Raw genomic sequence first — 25,082 nt, forward strand, 5'->3', positions numbered from 1 at the left:
CCTTCTATTCGGTAACTATCGCACCCCATTCGGTAGTTATTTCTTCTATTCGGTAACTATCAAGCCCTATCCGGCACTTATTTAAGCAAATAGTCAAAGTCCTTCTGCATATCATATTTCATAAGATATTTTCTTCCTATTGTATTACCTTTAGTTTCAAAGTTTTGTTGTTGTAAGAAGTACTTCGCTAGATTATCAGAATCCACCCTCAAAAAATCTCTCACGTCCCTATTCGTAATCTCTTCCCCTTTTAATAGATAAAAATCTTTAAAGGAATCCACATGTGCGTCGTGGCTTCTGAATTTACAGCGGCGGCAATGCCATCTACGCCTAAGACGGATCATAATGCTTGTCTTGCAGTTGGGGCAAAAGATGCCTCGTTTGTAATCGTCAAAGTGGATTCGGAAATTTTTCTCGATGTTGTAATTTTTGAAGTTGTGGTGGTCTTTCATTTTGTGGGCGAGTCGGGATGTGGCGTCTACTGGCATGACTGGCTCGTGGTATTTTTGTGATATGTCACGAATTTTTTGGGTCAGTTGTGAGATTGGGATGATGTGTTCGCGGTGTTTTTCTGAAGTTATGTCGAGGGTGGCTTTCGGGTTGGCCATGACGACTAAGGTTTCGATTGGCAATTTGTGAATACTTGAAAAGCCGAGCCACTGAAGTTGCTGTTGTTTTTGTTCTTCGACTTGGATGACGGGGTCGTTGTATGTGTGGGTTTCCCCGTCGACTGTTTGAATCAATTGATTAAAAGTCGGATTAATCGAGATGATGCCCGTAAAGTTTTTCACTTCTAAAATGAGTGCGAACCGCTCAGTCAACAATAAAGTATCCATTTGAAAGTAGTTTTGGAAAAGGCGTAAGCGAAGGTCGTGCAAAATGAAGTGTGGAAAGTCGATCTTGCTAAGTGGATAATCGACGCGGAGTTCTCCTGCGTAGCCGGATCGTTCGCGGTAAAGTTCTGATTCAACTTGGCGATAATCTGGGTGATGCTCAAAAAGCCGTTTATGAGCAGCTGCTAGTTTTAATAGTTTAGCAGGAATTTCGTGCTCTTTTACAATCAAAATAATCACTCTCCTATTCAATTCTCAACAAATATTATATCACATTTTATGGTACAATTTTACAAGTAAATATGGTGGACCTTTTGCCTAACTTTCACTTCAACGAATAACATCCTTAGAAAAAGGGAATTGGTTTAATAGCCAATTCTTTTTATTTTTATGTGACACAAACGCGAAACTTTGTCGTCTAATGTTATGAATCAAGGAATCGGAGGCAATAGACATGTCTAGAAAAGAAATCGTTTCCGACTGGTTTTACCAATACAATCATGATGTATATAACTTTTTAGTTTACTATACAGGTAAGCGTGACCCTGAAGACCTCGTTCAAGAAGTGTTCATTAAGGCTATTAAAGGGTTGGACAAATTTGATGGCAAATCCAGTCCAAAAACGTGGCTATTTAGTATTGCGCGCAATGTCGCGATTGACGATATCCGCAAGAACAAACGCCGCGGTATGGATCAAAATGTAGATTTAGATGAAGCATACAATGTTGGGCATCATGTCACACCTGATGCGATTGTACAAGAAGATGAAGAAAAACAACAACTATACCGAGCGATTAACTCGCTTAAGTCGAATTATCGTGAAGTGATCATTTTACGAGCTATTAAAGAACTAAACGTCTCCGAGACTGCATCTGTATTAAATTGGTCAAACCAAAAAGTGAGAACCACTTACTCACGGGCCCTAAAAGCGCTTGGAGAAGTCCAAGGAGGATTTCAAAATGAGTGAATTTAATGATAAAAATCTTGAAAAACAATTGAAATCTCTCCCTAAGCACGAAATGACTGATGAGCAAATTGAAAGCATGCATGCTGAACTCATAAAAACAGCTGAACATTATGACAAAAAAGACAATAGGAGGATTTTCATGCGACGCATAGCTGTAGGAGTGACGACGGCTGCGGCAGTATTTTTAATCGCGTTTATCGGAATTAGCTTTATGGGAGATGACGATCACGCTGACGAACCGATGACAACTCAAGAGTCGGATGATTTTGATGGTGAAGCTTCGACATTTGAAGATCGTGAAGAGGAAGGTACTGCGGGAGATGAAGAAGCTCGTGAAGAGTCCGAGGAAGACGAAGCTCGCGATGAATCTGAGGAAGCAGAAACTGAGGAAGCTGAACAGGACTCTGAAACAATTGTCACAGAGCAATCTGAAAATATTATAGAGCATTTAGCGAATGAGGATTATAGTGCAGTAGCAGATTTCGTTCATGAAGAGCAAGGTCTACTATTCTCACCATATATTAACGTAAGTGAAGACGATTTAATTTTCACAGCGGAAGAAGTCGCTAACTTTGAAACTGATGAGACAGTTTATGTATGGGGTACAGAAGACGGTAGTGGCTATGACATTGAGCTAACGCCAATGGAATATCATGAACAGTATGTATACCAACATGACTACACGAACCCAGATGAAAGACTAGTTGACGAATTTGAAAACCGAAGCATGATGGAAAACAACATCCAAGAATACTTCCCAGAAGCCCACGTCGTTGAGTACCACGTTGAAGGTTCAGATGATATGGACTATGGTTCAATCAACCTTGTCTACGAAGAAAACGACGCTGGCGAATGGAAACTTGTTGCAATTGTAAATGAAGAATGGGTAATTTAAATTAAAGCTTAGAGTGGGGAAAGCCCATTCTAAGCTTTTTTGTTTGGGTCCGGCAATTTTGGCCGTGTGTCCGACATTAACTCCTCTCCGTCCGACAATTTTGACCCCTTGTCCGACAATTATGCCACCGCGTCCGACATTAACTCCACTCCGTCCGACAATTTTGGCCGTGTGTTCGACATTAACTCCGCTCCGTCCGACAATTTTGACCCACCTCTCACCCAACATTAAAAAGGATTACCAACATAAAATGTCGAAGCTTATAAAAAAGACATTTTTCAAAAGGAGTTAATGATGAATATTTCTAAAGAAACTTTTCAAAAAACTGATGCTTGGATGAAAAGAAATGCACGTCCATTAGAACTAGCAAGATGGGAGTATCACTTCAGAGATGGTTCAAAAGAAAATGTCCTAGATTGTCTCTCTGCTTTTCAAAATGAAGATGGTGGTTTTGGCCATGGACTTGAGCCTGACTTTTGGAACCCTCATTCAACACCGATGGCGACTTGGGCTGCGGGGCAAATTTTAATCGAAGTAGATGCTCATCCAAACGAAAAACTGATCCAAGCTTTAACCCAATATTTAACTAACCTTCCTCAAATCGAACCTGGCATGTGGCCGTCAGTCACACCTAAAAACAACGATCACCCACATGCATTTTGGTGGAAATGGCAAGAAGGCGCACAGCAATTTTGGCAGTTCAATCCAAGCGTAGAACTCTCCGCGATGCTGATTCACTGGTCACCACAAGATTCTAAAAGCGCTCAAATAGGTTGGCAAACCATTAAATTAGCAGTAGAACATCTTATGACAGCATCTCAAATGGATACACATGAAATTCAAAACTTTCAACAATGCATTAAACTTATGAGACCTTTTGAACAAACGTTTAACCATGTCATTAATGATCAATTGCATGACGTCTCAGAAAAAATAATGCAATTGGCTGAACAAAGCATTGATCAGGACCCAGCTAGTTGGGGTGAAGGTTATCAAACTTTACCTCTAAACTATATAACTCACCCAGAGCATCCACTTTGTAATCACTTAGGTGATTTAGTAGAAAAAAATATCGAACTTTATATTAATGAAATGACTAACGAAGGCATTTGGGATATTTCATGGAACTGGGAAGGCTTTAATCAAGAATTTGCAGTAGCTAGAAGACAGTGGCAAGGTATACTTGCTGTCGATCGCTATAAAATATTACGTAACTTTGGATACTTGTAAAAGTGAGTGGCTCAGGCCATTCATCTTTTTTTGCAAACAAAACTCAAAACTGTTTGACTTCACTAAAACTTAAATGTATTATGTTTATAAATAAACAAACAAATTAAAAGGATGTTTATAATATGACTAACAACCAATTTTGGAATGCTTTAGTTGAAGAGTTAATGAAAGGCTACACCTACAACCAAGATTACGATACATACACTTGCCTCATCTGTGAGAAGACGTTTGAAAACGGGGTTATATATCCCATCGAAGACACATTGTTCGAAGCGAGAAAAGCAGCTGAAAAACACATCATAACCGAGCACGGCTCTATGTTTCAGCACCTCACTTCACTCGATAAAAAATACACAGGTTTAACCGAACTACAACAAGATATCTTACAACACTTCAAATCAGGGCTGTCTGATAAAGAAATCGCCAAACAGATTGAAGCTAAAAATACATCGACAATCCGACATCACCGCTTCAAGCTTAAAGAAAAAGAAAAACAAGCACGAGTCTTTCTAGCAATTATGGAGTTACTAGACAAGGAACAAGACGATTCCAATTCATTTATCACTATTCATAAGGGGGCGACGATGGTGGATGAACGTTATGCCATTACTCAAGAGGAAAAAGAAAAAGTATTGAAAACTTATTTTGATAAAGGGTTAGACCAGCCACTCAAACAATTCCCAAGTAAGGAAAAACGCAAGATCATTATTTTGCAACAAATCGCTACAAAATTTGATCGTGACCAAACGTACAACGAGTTTGAAGTGAACCAAGTGTTAAAGCAAATATATGATGATCATGTGACACTGCGCCGTTACTTAATTGAATACGGCTTTATGGAACGCAGTCGTGACGGCAAAGAATACAACATTAAATAGGACATATAAACCAAATCAAAAAGGGACTTAGAATCTTATCTAAGCCCCTTTTTGATGGAAGGACTGCATAACACTATTTTTCTACAAACCTCAGTTAGTTTCTATTTCTCGTTAATGTATTCATTAAGTTACACAGAAAGCGTACAAGCCACTGAATAAGAAAGTAAACTGTAGCTGTAATCGTAATAAGCATAGTGCTTGTAAACGGTTTGAAATAATAATTATGATCAGCATCTATCAGAATCCCTGCTAATACAACTTGCGATACTATGCTCACTAAACCAATAGAGATAAACCACCCAAACGGAATTCGACTACTTATGATTCCAAGCAGAGCGGCAAATCCTATATAAAATAGGCTCAAATAGTGTTCGTATTGTATCCATTCAATTTCACCAATAAATCGGGCATAGTAATCTGAATACATAATAAGAAAAGGCACTTGCAATCCGGATAATAAAATAAATAAGACTTTCATAATTCACCCCGCTTCACTTTTACCGCACGTTCGAGATCAACCAGATGTATTATAATAAAAATATATTAATTAACATTACAGACACAACTAACACAAATACAATCTCGAAAATAATCGACTTCTTATTTTTTTCTAATAAAGACTGGTAAAATTTATACACACCCCTTATAAAAAGGAAAACTATTATTAATAAAAGGCCTGTATCACTCGTTCCATAATCACTTAAGATCATACTCGCCGCCAACAACAACAAAATAGTGACCACGATTCCATAAACAACTTTAATGGTTTGGTTAATTTCTACATTCTCACTAGTCATTTTTATCCCCCCTTGTTTTAACTTCCTCTATTGAACTAAAAAGCTGTCAATTCGATTTCAGTTCCCTTCTTGCCAAACTTACAGTAACTCCCTTAATTACTATTTGGCCTGTTCCGCTTCATGACCTGAATCACTACTTTTAAAACTGCCATATACACCAAGTGCTAAGCCTAACATCATAGTTAAGAAACCTGTGCCTATGAAGGTTGAAATTAACAATATTCCTCCAATAAGTGTTACATGAATACCGAAAAGTTGGATTTGAATTGGAGTTGGATCTATAAAGTCAACAGCGTTGAAAATGAAAAAAACAATGACGATTAATAGTATTACAATAAAAGAGATTACCCCAACAAGCCCTAACATTTACTTCATCCTTTCTCATATTTGCTAGTTATTTTACTTTGCACGTTCACTCCTCAACCGACGCATATCCTGTCTCATCAATAATTCTTTGACCTTGCTCAGACAAAATCCATTCAACAAATGGCTCTACTTTCTCGTGTTCATCTTCTGAATATATAGCATAAAACACATCAGAAACTGGATAGCTGCCATCTCGAATTGATTGTTGGTCAGGGTACACACCGTCTATTCCAATAAAATCGATCTTGCCTCGGTCGACCATTTCAGTAGCAAAGTATCGAAAAGTATATCCAATAGCATATCTGTGATTATGATATTCTTCAGTTTCTTCAATCACACCGCCCATACCTGACACAACTTCATCTGAAGGTGGATCCATTAATGAATGGCCGGCCATGAAGCGCACCATCGCTGATTGACTGCCACTTCCTTCTGGTCGTTGGAAAGCTTTAATCTCTTGATCATCTCCTCCAACTTCTGACCAATTCGTAATTTCCCCACTATATATACCTTGAATTTCTTCAACCGTTAACGTCTCAACCGGGTTATCTGCGTGTGTGAAAAAGACGAATGATTCTTTTCCGATTGGTGTCATTTGATAATCCTGATCCATATCTTCTATCATTCTTTTCTGTGTCGTAGACGGTTCAGCTGTAAAAATCACATCTGCTTCTCCTCTAGCAAAGTGTCTAAATGCTCCGTCTGTTTGTGATGAACGGACTTCACTCTCATACGGGTTATAATTGTCCTCTGGATAAACCGCTTCAGCAAAAGCTGCATAAACGGGATACAAGGCTGTTGCACCGTCTAAGCGAGGAGGCGATTCGTCTATTTGAAACGTCGGCTCTTCGTCTAATGTCACTAGTTCTGACTCGTTTGAAAAAGGTTCATAATGCTGTAAGTTAACATCTTGAGTGCTTACGACTTGTAAAGACTCCATGTACCCACTATAAATAACAAAACCGATCACTATAGCACCGCAAAGACTATAAAACGTCCACACTGTTTTCTTCATTATGTTCGAGCTTAATAGATTAAATATATGTATTCCTTTAAGTACGATCGACCCAATCGTAACAATCGCTACAAAAACAACAATAGCCATATCAAACGTCAATAGAAAAACTGCAATTGCCATAATAAGACCTATGAAACCAATAAGAAAAATAAAGGCAATTAATTCGCTAACCTTCCTCAATCGCCTACCTCCTTTTTACAATTACCTCCACAATACCATTTGTTGTAAGTTTTGTGAATAGACTGACTCCTTTTATAAACAAAAAAGAACTGCCTCCCATCGGCAGCTCTTCACCTTACTTTAATGCACTTTACTATTCACAGCTTCAACCACTTCATCTGTCGACATGCCGTTACAGTTAATGACGGGTGCGTTTGTTGCTTTGTCGCTCATTCCCATCATGTTATTGTCTTGTCCTGAAACACAGCAACAATCGCAATCTGGCACTTGTTCACCTTCTAATTGAATGACATCATGCCCAGCTTGAGCAAGCGCGTGTTGTAGGTCTGACATGTTATTTTCTACTGCAATACGAGCCATTTCATTCACCTCCGTTTTATGACCGTTCTTATTGTAAAACGTAAGGCTACTTTTTATTCATTTATTTTCCAACAGCATTCTGGATCGCTTCTTCCATCACTTCAGTTGCCAACTGACCAATTAAATCAACAGAAGCATGTTCTTTACCAGTTGCTAAAGCAAAAATCGTATCACCATCATACATCGTATGTGCTGGCGAGATCGTTCGGCCAAGTGCGTTTTGCGTCATTTGGGCGATTTTCTTCGCTTCTGCTTTCGTTAATTTCGCATTGACTGCAACAGCACCAATTGTCGTGTTCGTTCCAGCAATCCCATCTACTTCAGCTTGCTTGCGCATCATTTGAGCACTATTTAAAAATTCACCTGTCTCTAAGTTACGCGCACCGGCTAATATTTCACCGGTCACAGAATCACATACATCACCAACAGCATTCACTGCCACAATAGCACCGACGACAAGGCCATTATCAAGTTCGACCGACGCACTACCTAATCCACCTTTACTGGCCGCTTCAAAGCCAGCAACTTTACCAACTGTCGCACCACAACCTGCACCGAATGCTCCTTGTTTAACAGGTGAGTGACTTGCGACTTTGGCAGCTTCATATCCCATCTGTTGGTCTGGTCTTACATTGGCGTCCCCTACAGCCAAATCAAACAAAATCGCACTCGGTACGATCGGCACTTTCGCTACTCCAACGTCCATGCCGACACCTTTTTCCTCTAAAAATTGCATCACTCCAGATGCTGCATCCAACCCATAAGCACTGCCACCAGCAAGGCTAATCGCATGAACTTGCTCAACTAAATTAACCGGATCAAGTAAATCCGTCTCACGCGTTCCTGGTGCAGACCCACGCACATCGACACCACACGTCGCCCCGTCTTCAGTTAAAATAACCGTACACCCAGTTCTTGCTAATTCATTTTGCTTATGGCCAACTTTCACACCTGGTACATTAGTGATCGTCATCCGTTTTCCCCCTTAAACGATTAACGTAACCATTTCACGAATAATTGGTGATAAAATCAATACAAAACTTCCAGCTACTAACCAGCGTGTTGTTGATGTCGACAGACGCTTTCTTTGCTTACCGTTATACCAACCACTAAACTGCAAACGATTACGGTAAAGGACAAAAACGACTAACATAACGCCAACTCCAACAAGTGTACTGCTTTCGATCCCAACCGCGCCATAAATGTTAATAAACATATATGACAACACACCACCTATAAAGAAGAAGATTACAGCCAATCGCAAGAACTCAAGTACCGCTCGAACCGTTAAGCTCATACTAAACCTCCTCATAATCCTTCACCATTTGTAACGTCTTTAACGTATGCCCTGCAAAAACATCGTCATACTCTTTTAGAACATTAAACCCTTTAGCTTCATAAAACTTCAAACCAACTTCATTCTCTTTTTCAACTTCTACATATAACCTTTGTAAACCTTTTAACTCGCTTACACCACTTTGTAGGAGTTTCGTCCCAATCCCAAATCCAATATGGTCTGGTAGTATATAAATCGCTACTAATTCTGCTTCATTGTGATCGTTAATAGGAGTTAAATTGGCGAAACCAACGATTCCATCTTGGTTTTCTGCTACCCATACGCCACCACGATCAAGACGGCGCTGCATATTCAAGTCACTATACGCTTCAGTTAAAAATGTATCTTGAATATGTCGGGGAATAACCCCTTCATATGTATGATGCCAACTTTCTTGCGCTACTTGTTGCACAGCCCGGATGTCACTTTGTTCTAACGGTCTAATAACAGCGTCCATCTTGATCATCCTCCTTTTTCTGACAGTATAACATAATATATGAAATTTCGAAATTCGGAACAATATTCTTTCTTTTTAAACTTTCAAAATGTTAAAATATTTTTAGTGTTAGTACATAGGAGGAGTTACCATGTCTAAATATTTAATCGTCCTTAACAAAGATGAGGACACGCTATCTATTGTCGACTTAGACAAGCAAGAGTCTATTAAAACGATTCCAACATCTCATAACCCACACGAAGTAGTAGTCAGTAAAGATGGCAAAAAGACATATATCGCCTGTTCATTAGGAAACGCTGTCGATATTATGGATAACGATTCTTTTGAAATCGTTAAAACGATCGAGCACCCTGAATTTGCATTCCCACATGGTGTTGATCTAACGAAAGATGGGAAGAAGCTATTTCTCGCAAGTACGTTTTGCAGTAAAATTTTCGTCATTAATACAGAAACTGATGAAGTCGAGAACGTTTTCCCAACATATCAAGATAAGTCACATATGATTTCTTTCTCACCAGATGGTAATACTGTTTACGTTCCCAATATCGGCAGTCATAACGTGACAGAAGTTGATGTCGAGTCAGAAGAAGTGGTAAACCACTTCCCTGTCGGTCGTGGCCCAGAAGGTTTAGCGGTTCATCCGAATGGCGAGCACATTTATGTTGCGAACCAAGAAGACAATACGCTATACGTGTTAGACAGCTCTAATTATGAGACTTTATTTAAACGACGTGTTGGTGAGTTACCAGTAAGGTTAGTCTTCTCACCGAATGGGGAATATGCTTTAATAGCTAATCGTTATTCGCATGATGTTTCAGTCATTCAAACTGAACAAAAAGTTAACAACCAAGTTCGCCCTTGGGAAATTAAACGAATCCCAGTTGGTCGTTGGGCTGGTGGAATCGTCTTTAACGATTCAGGCAGTTTCGCATATGTTGCCAACAACAAAACAAACGACGTATCAATTATTAATATGGAAACATTAAAAGAAGAAGAGCGCATTGATGTCGGCGTACACCCTGATGGAATTGCATATCTAGAACGTTAAAAAGCTTGGGGTTCCCAAGCTTTTTCTTTTCTCTATTTAATTGACGACCATTTCCATATAAGTTAACAACTCATCTTCAGAAACATTTGCTTCACTGGAGACAACTTCATATAACCAATCATCTACAGGAATATAAATTTGTATTCTATCTGTAGTTTGGTTAACATAAGCGTCATGTTCGCCGACCGATATTACTTCAAAGCTTTCGTTCGGGTCTAAATAAGGTGCTGTCACTTCATCAAAATAACTAACCGCTACTCTTATTTTTTCTTCACCTTCATAAGGTCCGTATAAATATTCGAGTCGGTCTCGTTCTTCTTTACTTTCAATTTCTTCTTCACTCGCAGCTAAATCACCAACTCGCGGTATATCTGAATAAATGAGACGTGCTTCATCGACTTGGTCACCTTGCGAATCGTAACGCACATGTGCATCGATTAACGTATATCCTTCTGTCTCCATAATAGATAAATCGTCCCCGAATATGTTTTGTAATTCTTCTTCTGCTTTGCTATAATCACCACTATTTGTACAACCGGCAGCGATTAACATGATAACGAATAATAAAATAACTTTCTTAATTTTGACCACCCTCTATTCAAAGCACTATATTACTTAAAGTGATCTATATTTTCAAAACTTCTCAATATTAACTAATAAGTTTTCTCTTTAAATAACAAACCAAATAACAGCCAACACACCGACTGTCAATATACCACTTCGTTCAATAATTTGTCTTTTCGTTAACTCACTCCGACTAGTCTTATAAACCATTGCGACAACCATTACATTTAAAATAAAGATAAAGTAATAGATTAATAAATACATTAAGCCGCGGTATTCAGAAACAAGTTCATAACCGCCGAATTCCATTAGAAATATTAAAAAGACTGCCGATAAGAAAAAGACAATCGATATAATGACAGGCATCTTTTCCCAAATCGGGTGAATTAAAAATGTCTCACTTTTCTTCGTCTGCCAATAAAAGATCAAACTGAAACAACCAACTACAATGGCCATATAGGCTAGTAAACCTATAATATATAAGAAAATTCCAGAACCATCGCTTACACCAACAGCTTCGAGTTGCTCTGTTACAAAAGCTAAAAGTACTAAACCTGCTAAAACGATTACTTGATAGATCGTATACCGCATTTAAAAATCCTTTCTTTTTGACCTAATCTAGCAATTCTGTTTCGACTAACATGCCAAATTCTTCATCCCACTCGCCAATTCCTTCACCGGCTTTCGGACTAACGATTGTGGCAGAGCCATCATCATGGAACCAAATGACATAATCCAGCTCTTCTTCAGAATCACTTAAAACATGGGTTACGGTGACATCTTGTGTACGCTCCATATTCGGCATCGTATGATCACCCCACTCAATTTCACCCCAATAACCTAAAAAGCGTTCTAAACTATCCTCACCAGAGATCGTATACTGTTCTTCTCCAGTATCAACGATCATTTCCTCTACTTCTTCATCACTAGACATCGTCGTGACGGCAAATAAAACAACGACAACAATTAAAGCAATCCACGTCCATTTTAATCTCATGCTGCATCCTCTTTCTTAATCATTTTATCACTCAACTACGTTTCTACTATTTTCTCTAATTTTAACAGATAAAACAATCCATAACTGAAAGGTTCCAACTATTCAAAATCATGACATTTTTGTGGTAAGATAATAAAAACATACTTATTAAGTTCGGAGTGTTCAAGCATGGGAATGACCTTATCACTTTTTCTCGTATTACAAGGAGTTGTGCACGGGATTTTACACCATATTTTCTTTAATGAAGATGAGCATAAACTGAATCAAACTGAAGGAAGAAAATTTATGCACATCATCACTTCGTTGGCGATCGTCTTTGCTTTATTGTTGTACTTAACGATTGGGTTTGAAGGAATATTCATGCACTTAGCATACATCCTTATTTTTGGTGGAACCATCACCATAGGAGCTGGTGCTTATTTAGAGTGGCGGTATTTAAAACAATCTAACGTCTATGCGTTAACTTTATCCACGTTAGCCTTTGTTGTCACTGCTTTCTATTATTTTCATTAATAGAGAGCATTTTTTTATTAACTATTTATTTTAATTTCAAATTAAAATGTATAATCTTCCCTACATTGAGCAACGCTATTAGAGGAAAAATTTATAAGGAGGTAAATGGATGGAGGTTAACCGAGCACAAGAGATTTACGAATCACCGACATTAATTAATGTCAGCTATCAAGGACAACCCGTTTTCATCCAAGACATTCACCATGGTGAAAACAAGGCAACCATTTCCCCACTAACAGACATCGATGACAAACAAGAAGTCGAAGTTGAACAGTTAGTCGAAGAAGAACCTACTCACTAAATACTTAGGAGGAATTATATGGATCAAAAAAGAGCAAAAGAAATTTCTCAATCCCGTGACATGAAAGATGTGCAGTATAATGGCGAACGTATTTACATACAGGACGTCGACGAAAACTCAGGAAAAGCAAGAGTATATTCGCTTAACGACCCCGGAAAACAATTCGATGTAGAAGTCGGCCAACTTGTTGAAAAAGACGACTAAAAAAAAAATCACCGAGTCGTACAAGCACCTTCAATTTTAGAAGGTGCTTTATTCTTGCTCTTCTTCAATAATCTCATTTAAATATTCATATAGCCCATTATCGTCTTCTACTCGGTATGTATCAAGACTTAAGCGAATTCCATGTTCATCGACCATTATAAGAGTTCTTCCTCCATTGCTTCTCGCCTGTAACCTAACTGAATTCTCAGCCCTCATCATAGTTAGCACACCACCACGAAGTGTCATATCACGATAGTCGTTTAAAAATTCATCAATCAGTTCTTCATCATCAATGACTATATCATCACTTGATTGTTCTCCTAAAATCGTTATTTCTAATAAATCAGGACCTAACTCTTCTTCAACAACCTCTCCGAACGTCGTTGTTTGCGCTTGTGCAATTAGGTCGAATACCGCTAATAGGCAGACCATCCCGAAGATGTAAAAGACTTTTGTTCGTCTTTCTTCAAAGGCTGTGACAGCGTATCTAATGGCGGTTGCAAAGATCATTAAAACAATGATGTGCAACCAATTAGCTGCAATTGTTTCAAACAAACTCGTCACACCATACCTATACAAATCAGCTATTAGGTGGAATCCGACATACGTAACAAACGTAAATACTGGAGCCGTCCAACCTTTAAAATTAAACGAAGCCAACACTGATAATAACACTGCAAGAACAACTACAAACATACTTATTAACACACGCGAACTCCCCTAATCCTCCGACCAGTCAAGTGAATCATCCTCTACTAAGTCGATCACTTCCTCATCGTTAAAAATGTAATAGTTTTGACCATCAACGTAGATGCTTCCATGTTCATCCAACTCCATAGAATGACGATTTCCATCAATATAAAATTCTAAAAGATAACTAACTCTTGGCCAACCTTCTTGACTTTTTAATTCAAGTTCATTTAAAGATGCTTTCCATTCATCGAGCACATCTTCATCGTCAATTGACACACTTTCTTGTTGTAACGGTTTGCGTATATCAAGTCTGTCAATTTCAAAATCATCACCTACTTCTTCAGCCATCAATTGCTCCATCGTAGTATGTTTAGATTGTTCTAAATAAATTAATGTACTACCTAATAACACTAGAATAATAGTTAATGCGATCGGATAGAGTTTGTACTTCCAAAAGCGATCTAAAGCCACATCAAGAACAACTGATATAATAGTTAAGAAAATGACCGCTTCAAAACCAAAAAATCTCACCGTACCAGGTACAAATAACTGATAAAAAACTGAAACACCAAAATATAAGCTGACTGTAACAATCGGTGTCGCCCACCATTTGTCATAAAACCGTGCAATGAGTAACCCTGCTACAACAACAAATAATAATAAAACAAGACGTAATAATTCCACTTCACCCATTAAAACCAATCCCCCATGTATATGTATAACTTGCTATAATTTTACAAGTTAAAAAATGAAAAATCAAAATATTTTTGAACTTCTGTGCTCACTAATTGCAGATATATAGCTAGGCTTATAAAATTAGATTAGATAGGGGAAACTAGTAGCATAAACTTGAGGTGATATTATGAATAAAAACGTCTGGATGTTTATTTTAATATTACTAACCGCGATTATGGCTGTAATCAACCGTCTTTACGGGCACCCTGTCACTCTGTTCATCGCATTAGTATTAGTTCTACTAGCAATTACAATTATATTGTGGGATTCATTTCGAAGAAGAAAACAAGAAGAGCAAAACAACCATGAAAAAGGAGGATATGAATAATCCATATCCTCCTTAACATTTTATCTCTCTAATTTCTTATCAAAAAATAACTCATGCTCAGCTGTCTCATCACGATTCTCTAAATTGATTGCCTGTACTAAATGAATCCCATCTTCTTCTAAGAAAAGTTCAAATTGACCACTACTGCCAAATCTGTCTGAATCATATTCAAATAGCCCATAACCGTCTTCAAACTCATCTAACACACCGATTATGTCTTGGAGTAGCCTTCCTTCTGAACCGACTTCATTATAATTGAAGTGATACTCGCCGTCCTCTTCTTCAATTCTTAAAATCTCGTAAGATTCTTCATCCGACTGGTAAGTTAACCAAGCACCTAAGTATGACTCTTCATCCGTCGGGTCACCGTCTTGGAAGTCGACTAATGCTTCATCTAAATTTTCCGGCTGTTCGATCGCACCTGCATCTTCTTCACCATTATTTTGACACGCTGCAAGCACTAACATTGCAACTAATAATACTATTATTTTTTTCATGCTCGTCCCCTTCCTTCATTCTTCTACTTACCATTATAAACGATTTTGCAACAATTCTAACAAGGTTCAATAAAATTTCATCGACTTCTTACATCGTTTCAATTAAAAAAAGACTGATAAAAGCGTAAAATAGTGTTAGAAGGATGAAAGGACATTTGCTATGCTATTAAAACCTTTAATTAAACGACAAACTTATATTCAGTTAAGTATCGTAAGCATTGTTATGGCACTTACGATCATTGCACAAGCGTACTTAATCGTCTCAATTATAGAAGCGATATTTTTAAGTAATGCTTCTTTCTCAGCCATTTTACCTAGCTTAGGACTGTTATTGTTCGTCATCTCGTTACGTGCAGGGATGAACTACTTAAACGGCGTAATTGGTTTGCACGCAGCTAATCAAGCGAAGAAAAAGCTTCGCAACCGTGTGTTAAGTCATTTTACGAAGCAGCCAGTCGACTTATCTTCACAAGGGCGTTCTGGGGAAAAAGTGACTCAACTGATTAACGTCGTTGAACAAACAGACAGCTACTTTAGCCAATACATTCCGAAGATGATTCAAGCGACGATTGTGCCACTAGCAATTTTAGCAATCATTTTTACACAAAATTGGGTGTCAGGTGTCATTATTTTATTAACTGCACCATTTATTCCGTTATTCATGGCGATCATCGGCATGAAAACGAAAGATAAATCAGAAGAACAATTAAATGAACTCTCCTCTTTTTCTGGACAGTTTTTAGATTCGTTACAAGGGTTAACGACTTTGAAACTTTTTGGTCAATCAGATCGAGAGAAATCAAGAATAGAGGACAGTAGCATCAACTTTAGACAAGCAACACTCGGTGTGTTAGCTGTCGCGTTCACTTCTGCATTTATGATGGAATTAATTTCGATGTTAAGCATGGGGCTGATTGCGCTTGAGCTTGCACTTGGATTAATTATTTTTGATACGATTACATTCGCAACAGCGTTTTTCATCTTGTTATTAGCACCGGAATTTTACATTGCGCTTAAAGATTTAAGTAGTGCTTTTCACTCCGGTCGTGAAAGCTTAACTGCTAGCAAAAAGCTTGAAGAACAATTAAACGAACCAGTTGAAGAACTAACTTGGGGTGAGGCTTCACTAACTTCACGTCCACCTCGAATTCAGTTAAACGGAGTATCGTTTGCTTACGATGAGAGTGAGACAGTTCAAGATGTTTCAGCAACCATTGAAGCAGGAAGTTTTGTCGCGATCGTTGGAAAAAGCGGTGCAGGTAAAACGACTCTACTTCACTTAATTGCTCGTCTCTTACCAGTTCATAGTGGCGACATTTTCGTTAATGATATTGAGCAGGACCAACTTGGCGAACAAGCGTGGTTTAACGAACTAAGCTATATTTCACAACATCCTTACATTTTTTCTGGAACGATCTATGACAACATCCAAATGAGTAAGCCCAGTGCAACGAAAGAAGACATTGACCATGCTGCCAAAGAAGCTGGACTACAACCTTTAATCGACTTGTTAGAAGACGGCTTGCACACAGTGATCGGTGAAGGTGGACGCGGTCTTTCAGGTGGAGAAAAACAACGTGTCGCATTAGCTCGGGCTTTCTTAAAACAGCCGTCTATTATTTTGTTTGATGAACCGACGACTGGGCTTGATTTAAAAACGGAACAAGTGTTAAACGAGTCCATTACAAAACTAGCTGAAGACGCAACTCTCATTACGGTCGCCCATCGTATGCACACAATTCAAAAAGCCGATCAAATTATCGTGATGGATGAAGGGCGAGTTGTTGGAACAGGTCAACACGACATGTTACGTAAGTCAAATGCAACATACCAATCCTTAATCGGGGATGTAGCTGGAGGTGAGCGCGATGGCTGGTCTTAACATTGTTATTAAACAATTAATGAAAGAAAAAAGAGATGTTGTTTTATCGATTTTGTTCAGCTTTATCGCCGGAATTGCCGCTGTTGGCTTGTTTACTGCCAGTGGTTATTTAATATCACAAGCTGCTTTAGGTGTCCCGATCACTGCTTTAACCGTCGTCATCGCGATCGTAAAACTACTCGGTTTCACACGTGCATTATCTCGTTATAGCGAACGTTACTTTTCGCACCGCGCGACCTTTACGATGTTAAGTCACATTCGCGTGCAATTTTTTGAAAAACTCCAAAACCTTACACCATCAAAAGTGCAACGTTTTCGCACAGGTGACTTATTATCACGTTTCGTCTCTGATGTTGAGTCGCTGCAAAACTTTTTCTTAAGAATTTTTTATCCGCCAATTGTACTCGTGCTCATCTTTTTAAGCACGGTTTTATTCACGCTATACTTTTCTTTTTGGATTGCGCTTCTTTTAGTCGTTGGTTTGTTATTATCGACAGTCGTGTTACCCGCATTGTTTGCTAAGGTGCGTCAAACGACCGAGCAACCCGTCCAAGAAAAACGCAGTGACTTATCAGCACAAGCGACTGAATTGCTGTTTGGTTATCAAGATTTGAAGATTCACCAGAAGTTAGCTGATCAAAGTGAGGCTTTTAATACAGCGAATGATGACCTAATTCAAGCGCAAACGAAAGAAAGAAAACATGAATTGTTAAACCAAGTACTAGATGGTTGGATCGGACTATTGATGGCTTGGGCTGTCTTAGCAGTCGGTGGGTGGCTGATTACAAGCGGCCAAATGGAAGGTGTGTGGCTCGCGATGTTCATGCTCCTGACGTTAACCGTTTTTGAAAATACACAACCAATGGCAGCTTTTCCGCAATATTTCCTAGAAAATAAAAAGGCAGCAAATCGAATTTTCTTTAAAGAAGATGAGGCAGTTAGTGAGCCAACACAACCTTTAGGCGACGCTGGGGCGATCGACATTTCCTTTCGTGGTGTCGACTTCACTTATCCGGATGAACCACGATCGACTTTGAAAAATGTCAATTTATCGATTCCTTCTGGTAGTAAAACAGCTTTCGTCGGCGCAAGTGGTTCTGGGAAATCAACTTTGCTACAATTAATTTTAAAATTGGAAGAAGCAAGTGGCGAAGTGTATATTAACAGCCAAGCGATTAGCCAAATGACACCCGAAAGCTTATGGCAACAGACGAACACCGTCATGCAAGACCAGCAATTTTTCGCCGGAACGATTCGCGACAACTTACTGTCAGATGCTAGTGACGAACAACTAACTTACGCACTAAAACGCGCACGCCTTTCTAATTTTTCACTAACTGATGAAGTATACGAAAAAGGCGACAACTTATCTGGCGGTGAAAAACAACGCCTTGCAATCGCTCGTCTATTTTTACGTGATGCAAACCTTTGGCTACTCGACGAACCGACCTCTTCATTGGATCAAGTGACAGCTCGTGAAGTCATGACCGAGATCTTACGCGATGCAGAGAATGACACGTTCGTCATCGTAAGCCACAACTTACGTGGACTTGAAAATATGGACCAAATCATTGTTATGGACCACGGAGAAGTCGTCGAACAAGGCACTTTTGACGAGTTGATGGCACGGAAAGGCTACTTTTATCAGTTGAAAGAGATTGAGAGGGATACTTTGTGATTGGGTGGGTGTGATAGTTACCGAATAGCGGCTGGTTATTACCGAATAAGAAGATTTATTACCGAATAGACACTGATAGTTACCGAATAAGAAGGGTTATTACCGAATAGACGCTGATAGTTACCGAATAACGTTATTTATTACCGAATACCAGATGGCGCGCCATCATAATTGTCGGACGAAGTGGCACTAATGTCGGACAAAGTTGACTTATTGCCGAACGAAGTGGCATTAGTGTCGGACAAAACTGACTTAATGTCGGACGAAATCAGTTTAGTGTCGGACAATCAACCATAATTGTCGGACAAAATCACTGTGGATCAAAAAATATTGTAAAAATAAAAAGACTAATGAAATCATGATGTGTTATTATGGAAAATAAAGTATTAGGAGTGGAATTTTGTTACGAAAGTTTAATTTAATCTTAGCAATTTTAATTTTAGCATCATTTGCATATAAGCTGATTTTTGATAGCAATTTTAACCTTACCTTTTACCTTGTACCCATTATGCTTTTATCATTTGGCATAGAATACGTAATAAGTAACAGGAAGATTATAGGGTACTTTTATCTTATTGCATTTTCCCTATTTTGTCTGACAACAATACTTATTTATTAAATACCAACGAAACAAACAGATCAAAAAACGCTTGGAACTTAATCCAAGCGTTTTCTTTATTAATTCACCTGTTCAATTTCTCCAACACCCCAGCAAGCAACGCCCCACGTCTAGGTAGTTCGTTAATCACAATATGTTCATGCGGTGCGTGCAAGCCATCCCCAATTGCACCAAGGCCGTCTAATGTCGGGATGCCCATTGCGGAGGTAAAGTTGCCATCGCTCACGCCGCCAGCAAATGTTTCACCAAGCTCCTGCCCAAGGTCAATTGCGACTTCTTTTGCCATTTCATAGAGTTCAACAGTTTGTTCTGTTCGCTCCATTGGGTATCGACCAATTTCGCCTTCAACGACTAATTGCGTTTCGTTCAATACAGGCTTGAATGCTTGGATTGCTTCATCAATGCGGTGTGCTTCTTCTTTTTTAGAAAAGCGACAGTCGACTTCGATCACGGCTTCTGCTGCTGTCACGTTTCGTTTGCTTCCGCCCTGAATAACACCAACATTAATCGACGTGCCGTTATCAAGATCAGCCAAGTTTTCCAATTTCACAATTTGATGCGCCAGTTCATTAATCGCATTCGCTTGTGGCTTCGGGTCATTACCTGCATGCGATGCCACACCAATTGCTTTAATGTCATAGGTCGCATCACCTTTTCGGGCGGTTTTGATTAAACCTTCATACCCTGTTGGTGGCTCAACGACTAAAACGACATCAGCATCTTTTGCTTCATCTTTTATAAGATATTGACCAGTCGGACTTTTAATCTCTTCATCCGCCGTTACTAAAAACTTAATTTTATAATCTAGTTCAACATCGAGCTCTTGCAATGCTTTAATCGCCCACATGCTTTGAACTATACCTGCTTTCATATCAACTGTCCCAGGACCGTACGCCTTGTCCCCTTCTATGTAATAAGAAAGATCGCCTTCTTCCCAAACCGTATCATAATGTGCCAACATGACGACCGTCTTGTCACCACGTCCAATTTCAAACTTTAAATGCTTGCCTGTCTCTTCTTGCTCATATGCTTCACCGTATACACCGAGTCGTTCATAAAACATCTGATAAATCGCATCAGCGCACTGATCAGACAAATCCTTTCGCCTTGACGGTGACTCGCACTTTACGATCCACTCTATATCACGCAAAATTTGATCTTGATGTTCGTTTAAATATTGTAATGCATTCACTTCATATTCCTCCCTTGTTTCAATATAGTTTATCAAAATTTTCTAACTTTAGCGAAGCGAAAAAATCAGCCACCCCGATTAAGAAGTGGCTGATTTCTTTACTCTCCATCTATATGACTACCTTTTAGCGCTGCCCAAAAGGCTAATGCAATGGCGCCAATTAACGTTATAAACGGTGCGTATAAAATTAGAAAATCACTCATGCTCTAGTCACCCCGTCTTTATTTTTTACCAGAAACGTACTTGTCATCGAATAAGAATAAGCGCATTAACAAGTACAATGATGGAATGAGTAATAACAATCCTGCAACGAAAGCGACAATTAACGAAATTGCCATCGCATCATTTGTTACACCATCATAAACAGTTAAGTGCGGATACAACAAGTACGGGTATTTTGATATGCCGTAAGCGTAAAAGGCAAATGCGAACTGGCCGATTAACAAGAGAAACGCCATACCATAATTTTTCTTCTTCCAAATGAACCAAACACTAAATAAGAAGAAGACAAGCGAGATCGCGAACATCCACCATAAGTTCATGAGTGACTCAAAATGCTCTGGGTTGTGTGAGCGTAACTCATAAACAATTCCACCAGCTGTCACAATCGTCGGCAATGCCCAAATTAGCGCGTAACGGCGTAGTAATTTTGTTGCTTTAAAATCTCCTGCTCGATTCGCATACCACGTTAAGAACACAGCAGAAATATAAAGAACAGCTGACACACTTAAAACGACAATACTCCATGTTAGAGGACTTGAAAATAACGCCCAATAATCTAGGAATGGTCCGTTATCTGTCATGTCGACAAACCCACCTTCAGAGATCGTCAACACGACTGATAGTGAGGCTGGTAAAATTAATCCCGTCGCGCCATACATAAACGCATAGCCTCGGTGTCCTTTATTACCGTACGTCTCAAACGCGTAATACGAACCGCGTATCGCCAGCAGTATAATTGAGATACTGACTGGTATGAGCAAAATGCTGCCATAATAGTAAGCTGTCGATGGGAAGAACCCAATGATTCCAACGAAAAAGAACACTAAGAACACATTAGTCACTTCCCACACTGGTGACAGATACCTTTGAATGACTTTCGTTAATACGTGTTGTTTACCAGTAATTAAGCTATACGCGTTAAAAAATCCTGCACCAAAGTCGACCGATGCGACAATGACGTAGCCGAACAAGAACGTCCACAGAACGACCATGCCGATTAACTCATAACTCATGACTGATCACCACCTTGTTCAGCTAGTTCTTTTTCAACTGGATGATTTTTGAAAACTTTCCTTAAGACGACGGCAACGCCAATTCCTAAAATCAAGTACAAACCAGCAAACAAGAAGAACATATGGCCGACATAATTACTTTGCGTCGCCGCTTCTTGCACGGTCATAACACCACGTAAGATCCACGGCTGACGACCAAACTCTGTCATCCACCACCCCGCTTGAATCGCTAACATCGATAGCGGACCACCTAATACGATGAGCCAGCGGAACCAATTTTTCTTAACGAAATTCCATCCTCTTCGCATCGCAAACCAATAAGCTAGTGATAACGCGATCATCCACATGCCGATTGTAATCATGATGTCGAACAAGTAGTGGACAAACATTGGTGGATGCTCTTCTTCTGGATATTCATTTAAGCCAATTACTTCAGCAGTTGGGTCATTATGCGCCAAAATACTTAACGCATACGGAATTTCGATCCCATAGCGCACTTCTTGATCATCATCTAAAATGCCCCATAAAATGAGCGGCGCTTCCTCTTCTGTTTCAAAATGCCATTCAGCTGCCGCTAACTTTTCTGGTTGATGCTCAGCAAGATACTTACCTGAGAAATCACCGATGATAGCTGTAGCAACAGCGAAAATGAGACCTAACTTCATCGTCATATGAAGCGCTTTTTTGTGATAAACGTGGTTAGACCCACGAATTAAACGGTACGCTGCAATCGCCGCTAACACAAATGCAGCTGTCATAAACGCTGTAGAAATAACGTGCGCTACCTTAGTCGGTGTCGCTACGTTAAACATCGCTTCAATCGGACTTACACCTGTCATTTGCCCATCAACAATATTAAATCCAGCAGGTGCATTCATAAAGCCGTTAACAGTCGTAATGAAAAACGCAGACATCGTCGCACCTACAGCAACTGGTACTAATAACAATAAGTGCTTACGCTGATTTTCAAAACGATCCCATGTATATAAATAGATTCCTAGAAAAATAGCTTCAAAGAAAAACGCGAAAACTTCCATAAATAGCGGAAGTGCAATAACATGACCTGCTAACTCCATAAAATTAGGCCACAACAATGCGAGCTGTAAACCAATCGCCGTACCCGTCACAACACCTACTGCAACTAATACGACAAATCCTCTCGCCCAGCGGCGGGCCATCATAATGTAATGCAAGTCATTTTTCTTAATTCCGACCCATTGTGCAATCATAATCATGAGTGGAAGTCCAACACCTAACGTCGCAAAAATCACGTGGAACGTGAGCGTCAGAAGTGTTAACATCCGACTCGAAAACACCGGATCTTCAAACAATAACATCTCGATCCCCTCCTTCAAGGGCTATCTCTATCAAACCTTACAATACTATTTTACCCCATAAAACATGGTCTGAAGCGTCAAAATCTTGATGGATTTTTGGCTAGATTGTGAGGATTTTGTGAATGATTTCACAAAATAGTGAACGAAAGACTTTTTATGGTGTGATTCGCAGAGGATCAGCTTTTCTATTCGGTAATTATTGACGTGTATTCGGTAATTATCGCCCTCTATTCGGTAATAAAATTTGCTATTCGGTAACTACCGCACTCTATTCGGTAATAAAACTGATTATTCGGTAACTACCGCACTCTATTCGGTAATAAAACTCACTATTCGGTAACTACCGACCCCTATTCGGTAATAAAACTCGTTATTCGGTAACTATCGCACTCTATTCGGTAATTACTCCAACACGTCCACCTTTCACCCTACAAATTCAACAATATTCGACACTCACAAACGCCACCCTATAAAACTTTAAACCTAAATTAAGAACAAATTGTGCGTTTTAGTAGTTTTATAGAAAATTTTGTCGTAAAATGATGGTATGGTATGTTATGGAAGGAGGAATTGATTTGAAAAAATATTTTTATAGCTTTGCTCTTTTAATAGTTACAACGATCACGATTGCACTCATCGTTTTGCCAACCAGTCATACGAATGATTCATCATATACAAGTTCGGCTAACCCATTAATTGAACAGTCTTTACTAACGAAACATGCTATTGAACTTCAATCATCACAAGAACCTTCAGAAGAGGAAACACTACACGACGAAACATCCTACACGAAAGAACCTCACCACAGCGCTTACATGTCAGAGATCAGCCTCAACTTACGCAAAGGCCCATCTACAGATTACGAAGTAGAAGCAATACTTTCACCATATGAAAAAGTGACCGCTAAAGCTCAAGCGTTACTCAATGACCAATTGTGGTACTTAATCGAATTTGATGAACAAAAGCTTTGGGCATCAAGCGCTCATTTAACACCTTATGAAGAACCTCAACAAACAAACGACAATGAACAAAACAACAGTGAACGCGACCAAACTGAAGAACAATCCGACAATAATGATACGTCCAACAATAAAGAAGCCAACCAATCAAACGAAGCACAGTATGAACCAAATACAATCTATTTCCACGATCAAGCTGTTTCGTATAAAAATGGTGGACAAGCTAACGGTCAACAAATTATAGATAGCGGTCCATTCGCATCAACTTGGGGTGGTGCTGAGACATTTAGTGGCACTGACGGAATAAACACCCATTTTATCGGACACAACCCAGGTGTATTTAACAACATTTGGACTGCTAATGAATTTGTGATCACAGACTCTGATGGTAATGCCTTTCGTTACACTGTCGACCATGTCTATCAAGTAGATGACCATGCAATCGGCATTGATGATGGTGAAAATTATTGGAACCGAATTACGGGCACTGGTGGCGGTGAACGGGTCACTTTCCAAGCTTGTCTAACTGAAGATGATACGATTAATTGGATTATCGAGGCTAGCTCACAAGGTCAAATCAATTAAAAAACGCAGTGACATCACTGCGTTTTCCTTAATTTAATGGATTACCGAAGTACGGAATTAAGATTAAAAGTGCTACTAGGATACCTAGTGAAAATAACACAACCCTTCGCATCTTCATTCACTTCACCTCTCTATCTAAAAAATAAAAAGTAAACAACACCACCAACTAAAAATAACGGAATCATAACAACAAGGTTTTGCTTAAACAACTTCCAAAACCCTCTCAGTCCACCGCCACGATCTTGGTCCGTCGCAAACTCAAGTGACATCCAAACAATAAATCCAACGGCAATAAGTAACGCAATCATCCAATTTTCCATTTTACCCCTCATTCTCTCTTTAGTCTCTACAAACTACTTCTCTCTACACCCATTATTTTCCTTCCAATACTAAAAAAA

The 25,082-nt window shown here is 39.1% G+C and carries 32 protein-coding genes; 12 read left to right on the forward strand and 20 right to left on the reverse strand.

The features are described from left to right. Positions 1–77: 77 nt before the first annotated feature. Complete coding sequence (locus AHA02nite_RS06585) at positions 78–1,085, reverse strand: nuclease-related domain-containing protein (RefSeq protein WP_146815594.1); 1,008 nt, start codon at positions 1,083–1,085, stop codon at positions 78–80. Positions 1,086–1,287: 202 nt separating this feature from the next. Between AHA02nite_RS06585 and AHA02nite_RS06590 the strand changes: the two genes are divergently transcribed. The 4 genes from AHA02nite_RS06590 to AHA02nite_RS06605 all read left to right on the forward strand — a co-directional run bounded on the left by AHA02nite_RS06590 (position 1,288) and on the right by AHA02nite_RS06605 (position 4,803). After that, complete coding sequence (locus AHA02nite_RS06590; protein WP_146815596.1) at positions 1,288–1,800, forward strand: RNA polymerase sigma factor; 513 nt, start codon at positions 1,288–1,290, stop codon at positions 1,798–1,800. Continuing rightward, positions 1,793–2,695, forward strand: a complete 903-nt coding sequence (locus tag AHA02nite_RS06595; RefSeq protein ID WP_146815598.1) for a hypothetical protein — start codon at positions 1,793–1,795, stop codon at positions 2,693–2,695. The genes AHA02nite_RS06590 and AHA02nite_RS06595 overlap by 8 nt, the downstream gene beginning before the upstream one ends. A gap of 294 nt (positions 2,696–2,989) precedes the next feature. Then, the gene (locus AHA02nite_RS06600) at positions 2,990–3,925 is read left to right on the forward strand and encodes a hypothetical protein (protein ID WP_146815600.1); all 936 of its coding nucleotides are present in this window, start codon (positions 2,990–2,992) and stop codon (positions 3,923–3,925) included. 122 nt (positions 3,926–4,047) lie between these two features. Next, the gene (locus AHA02nite_RS06605; RefSeq protein ID WP_146815602.1) at positions 4,048–4,803 is read left to right on the forward strand and encodes a DUF2087 domain-containing protein; all 756 of its coding nucleotides are present in this window, start codon (positions 4,048–4,050) and stop codon (positions 4,801–4,803) included. Positions 4,804–4,897: 94 nt separating this feature from the next. Here the strand turns inward: AHA02nite_RS06605 and AHA02nite_RS15225 are convergent, their stop codons facing one another. The 8 genes from AHA02nite_RS15225 to AHA02nite_RS06645 all read right to left on the reverse strand — a co-directional run bounded on the left by AHA02nite_RS15225 (position 4,898) and on the right by AHA02nite_RS06645 (position 9,317). Beyond that, positions 4,898–5,281, reverse strand: a complete 384-nt coding sequence (locus tag AHA02nite_RS15225; RefSeq protein ID WP_218025404.1) for a hypothetical protein — start codon at positions 5,279–5,281, stop codon at positions 4,898–4,900. Positions 5,282–5,330: 49 nt separating this feature from the next. Next, entirely contained in the window at positions 5,331–5,600 is a 270-nt protein-coding gene (locus AHA02nite_RS06615) for a hypothetical protein (RefSeq protein WP_146815606.1), read from the reverse strand. A 99-nt stretch (positions 5,601–5,699) separates the two neighbouring features. After that, positions 5,700–5,966, reverse strand: a complete 267-nt coding sequence (locus AHA02nite_RS06620; protein WP_146815608.1) for a hypothetical protein — start codon at positions 5,964–5,966, stop codon at positions 5,700–5,702. 46 nt (positions 5,967–6,012) lie between these two features. Beyond that, entirely contained in the window at positions 6,013–7,164 is a 1,152-nt protein-coding gene (locus AHA02nite_RS06625; protein WP_146815610.1) for a substrate-binding domain-containing protein, read from the reverse strand. Positions 7,165–7,284: 120 nt separating this feature from the next. Continuing rightward, complete coding sequence (locus tag AHA02nite_RS06630) at positions 7,285–7,524, reverse strand: YkuS family protein (RefSeq protein ID WP_146815612.1); 240 nt, start codon at positions 7,522–7,524, stop codon at positions 7,285–7,287. Positions 7,525–7,585: 61 nt separating this feature from the next. Then, entirely contained in the window at positions 7,586–8,497 is a 912-nt protein-coding gene (locus AHA02nite_RS06635; protein WP_146815613.1) for a P1 family peptidase, read from the reverse strand. Positions 8,498–8,509: 12 nt separating this feature from the next. Then, positions 8,510–8,821: a hypothetical protein gene (locus AHA02nite_RS06640; protein WP_146815615.1), complete on the reverse strand. Its 312-nt coding sequence runs from the start codon at positions 8,819–8,821 to the stop codon at positions 8,510–8,512. Position 8,822: 1 nt separating this feature from the next. After that, the gene (locus tag AHA02nite_RS06645) at positions 8,823–9,317 is read right to left on the reverse strand and encodes a GNAT family N-acetyltransferase (protein ID WP_146815617.1); all 495 of its coding nucleotides are present in this window, start codon (positions 9,315–9,317) and stop codon (positions 8,823–8,825) included. Positions 9,318–9,447: 130 nt separating this feature from the next. Between AHA02nite_RS06645 and AHA02nite_RS06650 the strand changes: the two genes are divergently transcribed. Beyond that, complete coding sequence (locus AHA02nite_RS06650; protein WP_146815619.1) at positions 9,448–10,365, forward strand: YncE family protein; 918 nt, start codon at positions 9,448–9,450, stop codon at positions 10,363–10,365. A gap of 36 nt (positions 10,366–10,401) precedes the next feature. Here AHA02nite_RS06650 and AHA02nite_RS06655 read toward each other — a convergent pair whose 3' ends face one another. The 3 genes from AHA02nite_RS06655 to AHA02nite_RS06665 form a co-directional block, all read right to left on the reverse strand. Next, positions 10,402–10,956 carry a hypothetical protein gene (locus tag AHA02nite_RS06655; RefSeq protein ID WP_146815621.1) on the reverse strand — a complete coding sequence of 185 codons (555 nt, stop codon included), beginning with the start codon at positions 10,954–10,956 and terminating at the stop codon, positions 10,402–10,404. A gap of 78 nt (positions 10,957–11,034) precedes the next feature. Continuing rightward, positions 11,035–11,520, reverse strand: a complete 486-nt coding sequence (locus AHA02nite_RS06660; protein ID WP_146815623.1) for a hypothetical protein — start codon at positions 11,518–11,520, stop codon at positions 11,035–11,037. Positions 11,521–11,542: 22 nt separating this feature from the next. After that, positions 11,543–11,926 (reverse strand): hypothetical protein, encoded by a 384-nt coding sequence (locus AHA02nite_RS06665; protein WP_146815624.1) that lies wholly within the window; start codon positions 11,924–11,926, stop codon positions 11,543–11,545. 168 nt (positions 11,927–12,094) lie between these two features. Between AHA02nite_RS06665 and AHA02nite_RS06670 the strand changes: the two genes are divergently transcribed. The 3 genes from AHA02nite_RS06670 (at position 12,095) to AHA02nite_RS06680 (ending at position 12,944) form a co-directional block, all read left to right on the forward strand. Then, positions 12,095–12,439, forward strand: coding sequence for a DUF4181 domain-containing protein (locus AHA02nite_RS06670; RefSeq protein WP_146815626.1), 345 nt, complete (start codon positions 12,095–12,097; stop codon positions 12,437–12,439). A 109-nt stretch (positions 12,440–12,548) separates the two neighbouring features. Further along, positions 12,549–12,740, forward strand: coding sequence for an H-type small acid-soluble spore protein (locus tag AHA02nite_RS06675; RefSeq protein ID WP_146815628.1), 192 nt, complete (start codon positions 12,549–12,551; stop codon positions 12,738–12,740). Positions 12,741–12,758: 18 nt separating this feature from the next. Continuing rightward, the gene (locus tag AHA02nite_RS06680; RefSeq protein ID WP_146815630.1) at positions 12,759–12,944 is read left to right on the forward strand and encodes an H-type small acid-soluble spore protein; all 186 of its coding nucleotides are present in this window, start codon (positions 12,759–12,761) and stop codon (positions 12,942–12,944) included. A gap of 48 nt (positions 12,945–12,992) precedes the next feature. On the opposite strand, the gene AHA02nite_RS06685 is transcribed toward AHA02nite_RS06680, so the two are convergent. Beyond that, entirely contained in the window at positions 12,993–13,652 is a 660-nt protein-coding gene (locus AHA02nite_RS06685; RefSeq protein WP_170236007.1) for a hypothetical protein, read from the reverse strand. A 12-nt stretch (positions 13,653–13,664) separates the two neighbouring features. Next, a complete protein-coding gene (locus tag AHA02nite_RS06690; RefSeq protein ID WP_146815634.1) occupies positions 13,665–14,330 on the reverse strand; it encodes a hypothetical protein in 666 nt (221 codons plus the stop codon). 169 nt (positions 14,331–14,499) lie between these two features. Between AHA02nite_RS06690 and AHA02nite_RS06695 the strand changes: the two genes are divergently transcribed. After that, entirely contained in the window at positions 14,500–14,700 is a 201-nt protein-coding gene (locus AHA02nite_RS06695) for a hypothetical protein (RefSeq protein ID WP_146815636.1), read from the forward strand. A gap of 20 nt (positions 14,701–14,720) precedes the next feature. On the opposite strand, the gene AHA02nite_RS06700 is transcribed toward AHA02nite_RS06695, so the two are convergent. Further along, positions 14,721–15,197: a membrane lipoprotein lipid attachment site-containing protein gene (locus AHA02nite_RS06700; RefSeq protein WP_146815638.1), complete on the reverse strand. Its 477-nt coding sequence runs from the start codon at positions 15,195–15,197 to the stop codon at positions 14,721–14,723. A gap of 160 nt (positions 15,198–15,357) precedes the next feature. On the opposite strand from AHA02nite_RS06700, the gene cydD reads away from it, so the two are divergent. Together cydD and cydC are read left to right on the forward strand one after the other, a co-directional pair. After that, on the forward strand, positions 15,358–17,079 hold the full coding sequence (cydD, locus tag AHA02nite_RS06705) for a thiol reductant ABC exporter subunit CydD (protein ID WP_146815640.1): 1,722 nt from the start codon (positions 15,358–15,360) through the stop codon (positions 17,077–17,079). Further along, the gene (cydC, locus tag AHA02nite_RS06710) at positions 17,066–18,757 is read left to right on the forward strand and encodes a thiol reductant ABC exporter subunit CydC (protein WP_146815642.1); all 1,692 of its coding nucleotides are present in this window, start codon (positions 17,066–17,068) and stop codon (positions 18,755–18,757) included. Before cydD ends, cydC begins: the two co-directional genes overlap by 14 nt. 683 nt (positions 18,758–19,440) lie before the next feature. Here cydC and AHA02nite_RS06715 read toward each other — a convergent pair. The 4 genes from AHA02nite_RS06715 to AHA02nite_RS06725 all read right to left on the reverse strand — a co-directional run bounded on the left by AHA02nite_RS06715 (position 19,441) and on the right by AHA02nite_RS06725 (position 23,140). Continuing rightward, on the reverse strand, positions 19,441–20,568 hold the full coding sequence (locus AHA02nite_RS06715) for a M20 family metallopeptidase (RefSeq protein ID WP_146815644.1): 1,128 nt from the start codon (positions 20,566–20,568) through the stop codon (positions 19,441–19,443). A gap of 98 nt (positions 20,569–20,666) precedes the next feature. Continuing rightward, a complete protein-coding gene (gene cydS / locus AHA02nite_RS15445; protein ID WP_017185377.1) occupies positions 20,667–20,771 on the reverse strand; it encodes a cytochrome bd oxidase small subunit CydS in 105 nt (34 codons plus the stop codon). Positions 20,772–20,789: 18 nt separating this feature from the next. Beyond that, positions 20,790–21,803, reverse strand: a complete 1,014-nt coding sequence (locus AHA02nite_RS06720) for a cytochrome d ubiquinol oxidase subunit II (protein WP_146815647.1) — start codon at positions 21,801–21,803, stop codon at positions 20,790–20,792. Then, positions 21,800–23,140: a cytochrome ubiquinol oxidase subunit I gene (locus AHA02nite_RS06725; RefSeq protein ID WP_146815649.1), complete on the reverse strand. Its 1,341-nt coding sequence runs from the start codon at positions 23,138–23,140 to the stop codon at positions 21,800–21,802. The genes AHA02nite_RS06720 and AHA02nite_RS06725 overlap by 4 nt, the downstream gene beginning before the upstream one ends. A gap of 575 nt (positions 23,141–23,715) precedes the next feature. Between AHA02nite_RS06725 and AHA02nite_RS06730 the strand changes: the two genes are divergently transcribed. Further along, positions 23,716–24,684 (forward strand): SH3 domain-containing protein, encoded by a 969-nt coding sequence (locus AHA02nite_RS06730; RefSeq protein ID WP_146815651.1) that lies wholly within the window; start codon positions 23,716–23,718, stop codon positions 24,682–24,684. Between the two features lie 131 nt (positions 24,685–24,815). Here AHA02nite_RS06730 and AHA02nite_RS06735 read toward each other — a convergent pair whose 3' ends face one another. Further along, complete coding sequence (locus tag AHA02nite_RS06735) at positions 24,816–25,004, reverse strand: hypothetical protein (RefSeq protein ID WP_146815653.1); 189 nt, start codon at positions 25,002–25,004, stop codon at positions 24,816–24,818. Positions 25,005–25,082: the final 78 nt, after the last annotated feature.

The sequence above is a fragment of the Alkalibacillus haloalkaliphilus genome (genome assembly GCF_007991275.1).
GTDB lineage: Bacteria > Bacillota > Bacilli > Bacillales > Alkalibacillaceae > Alkalibacillus > Alkalibacillus haloalkaliphilus.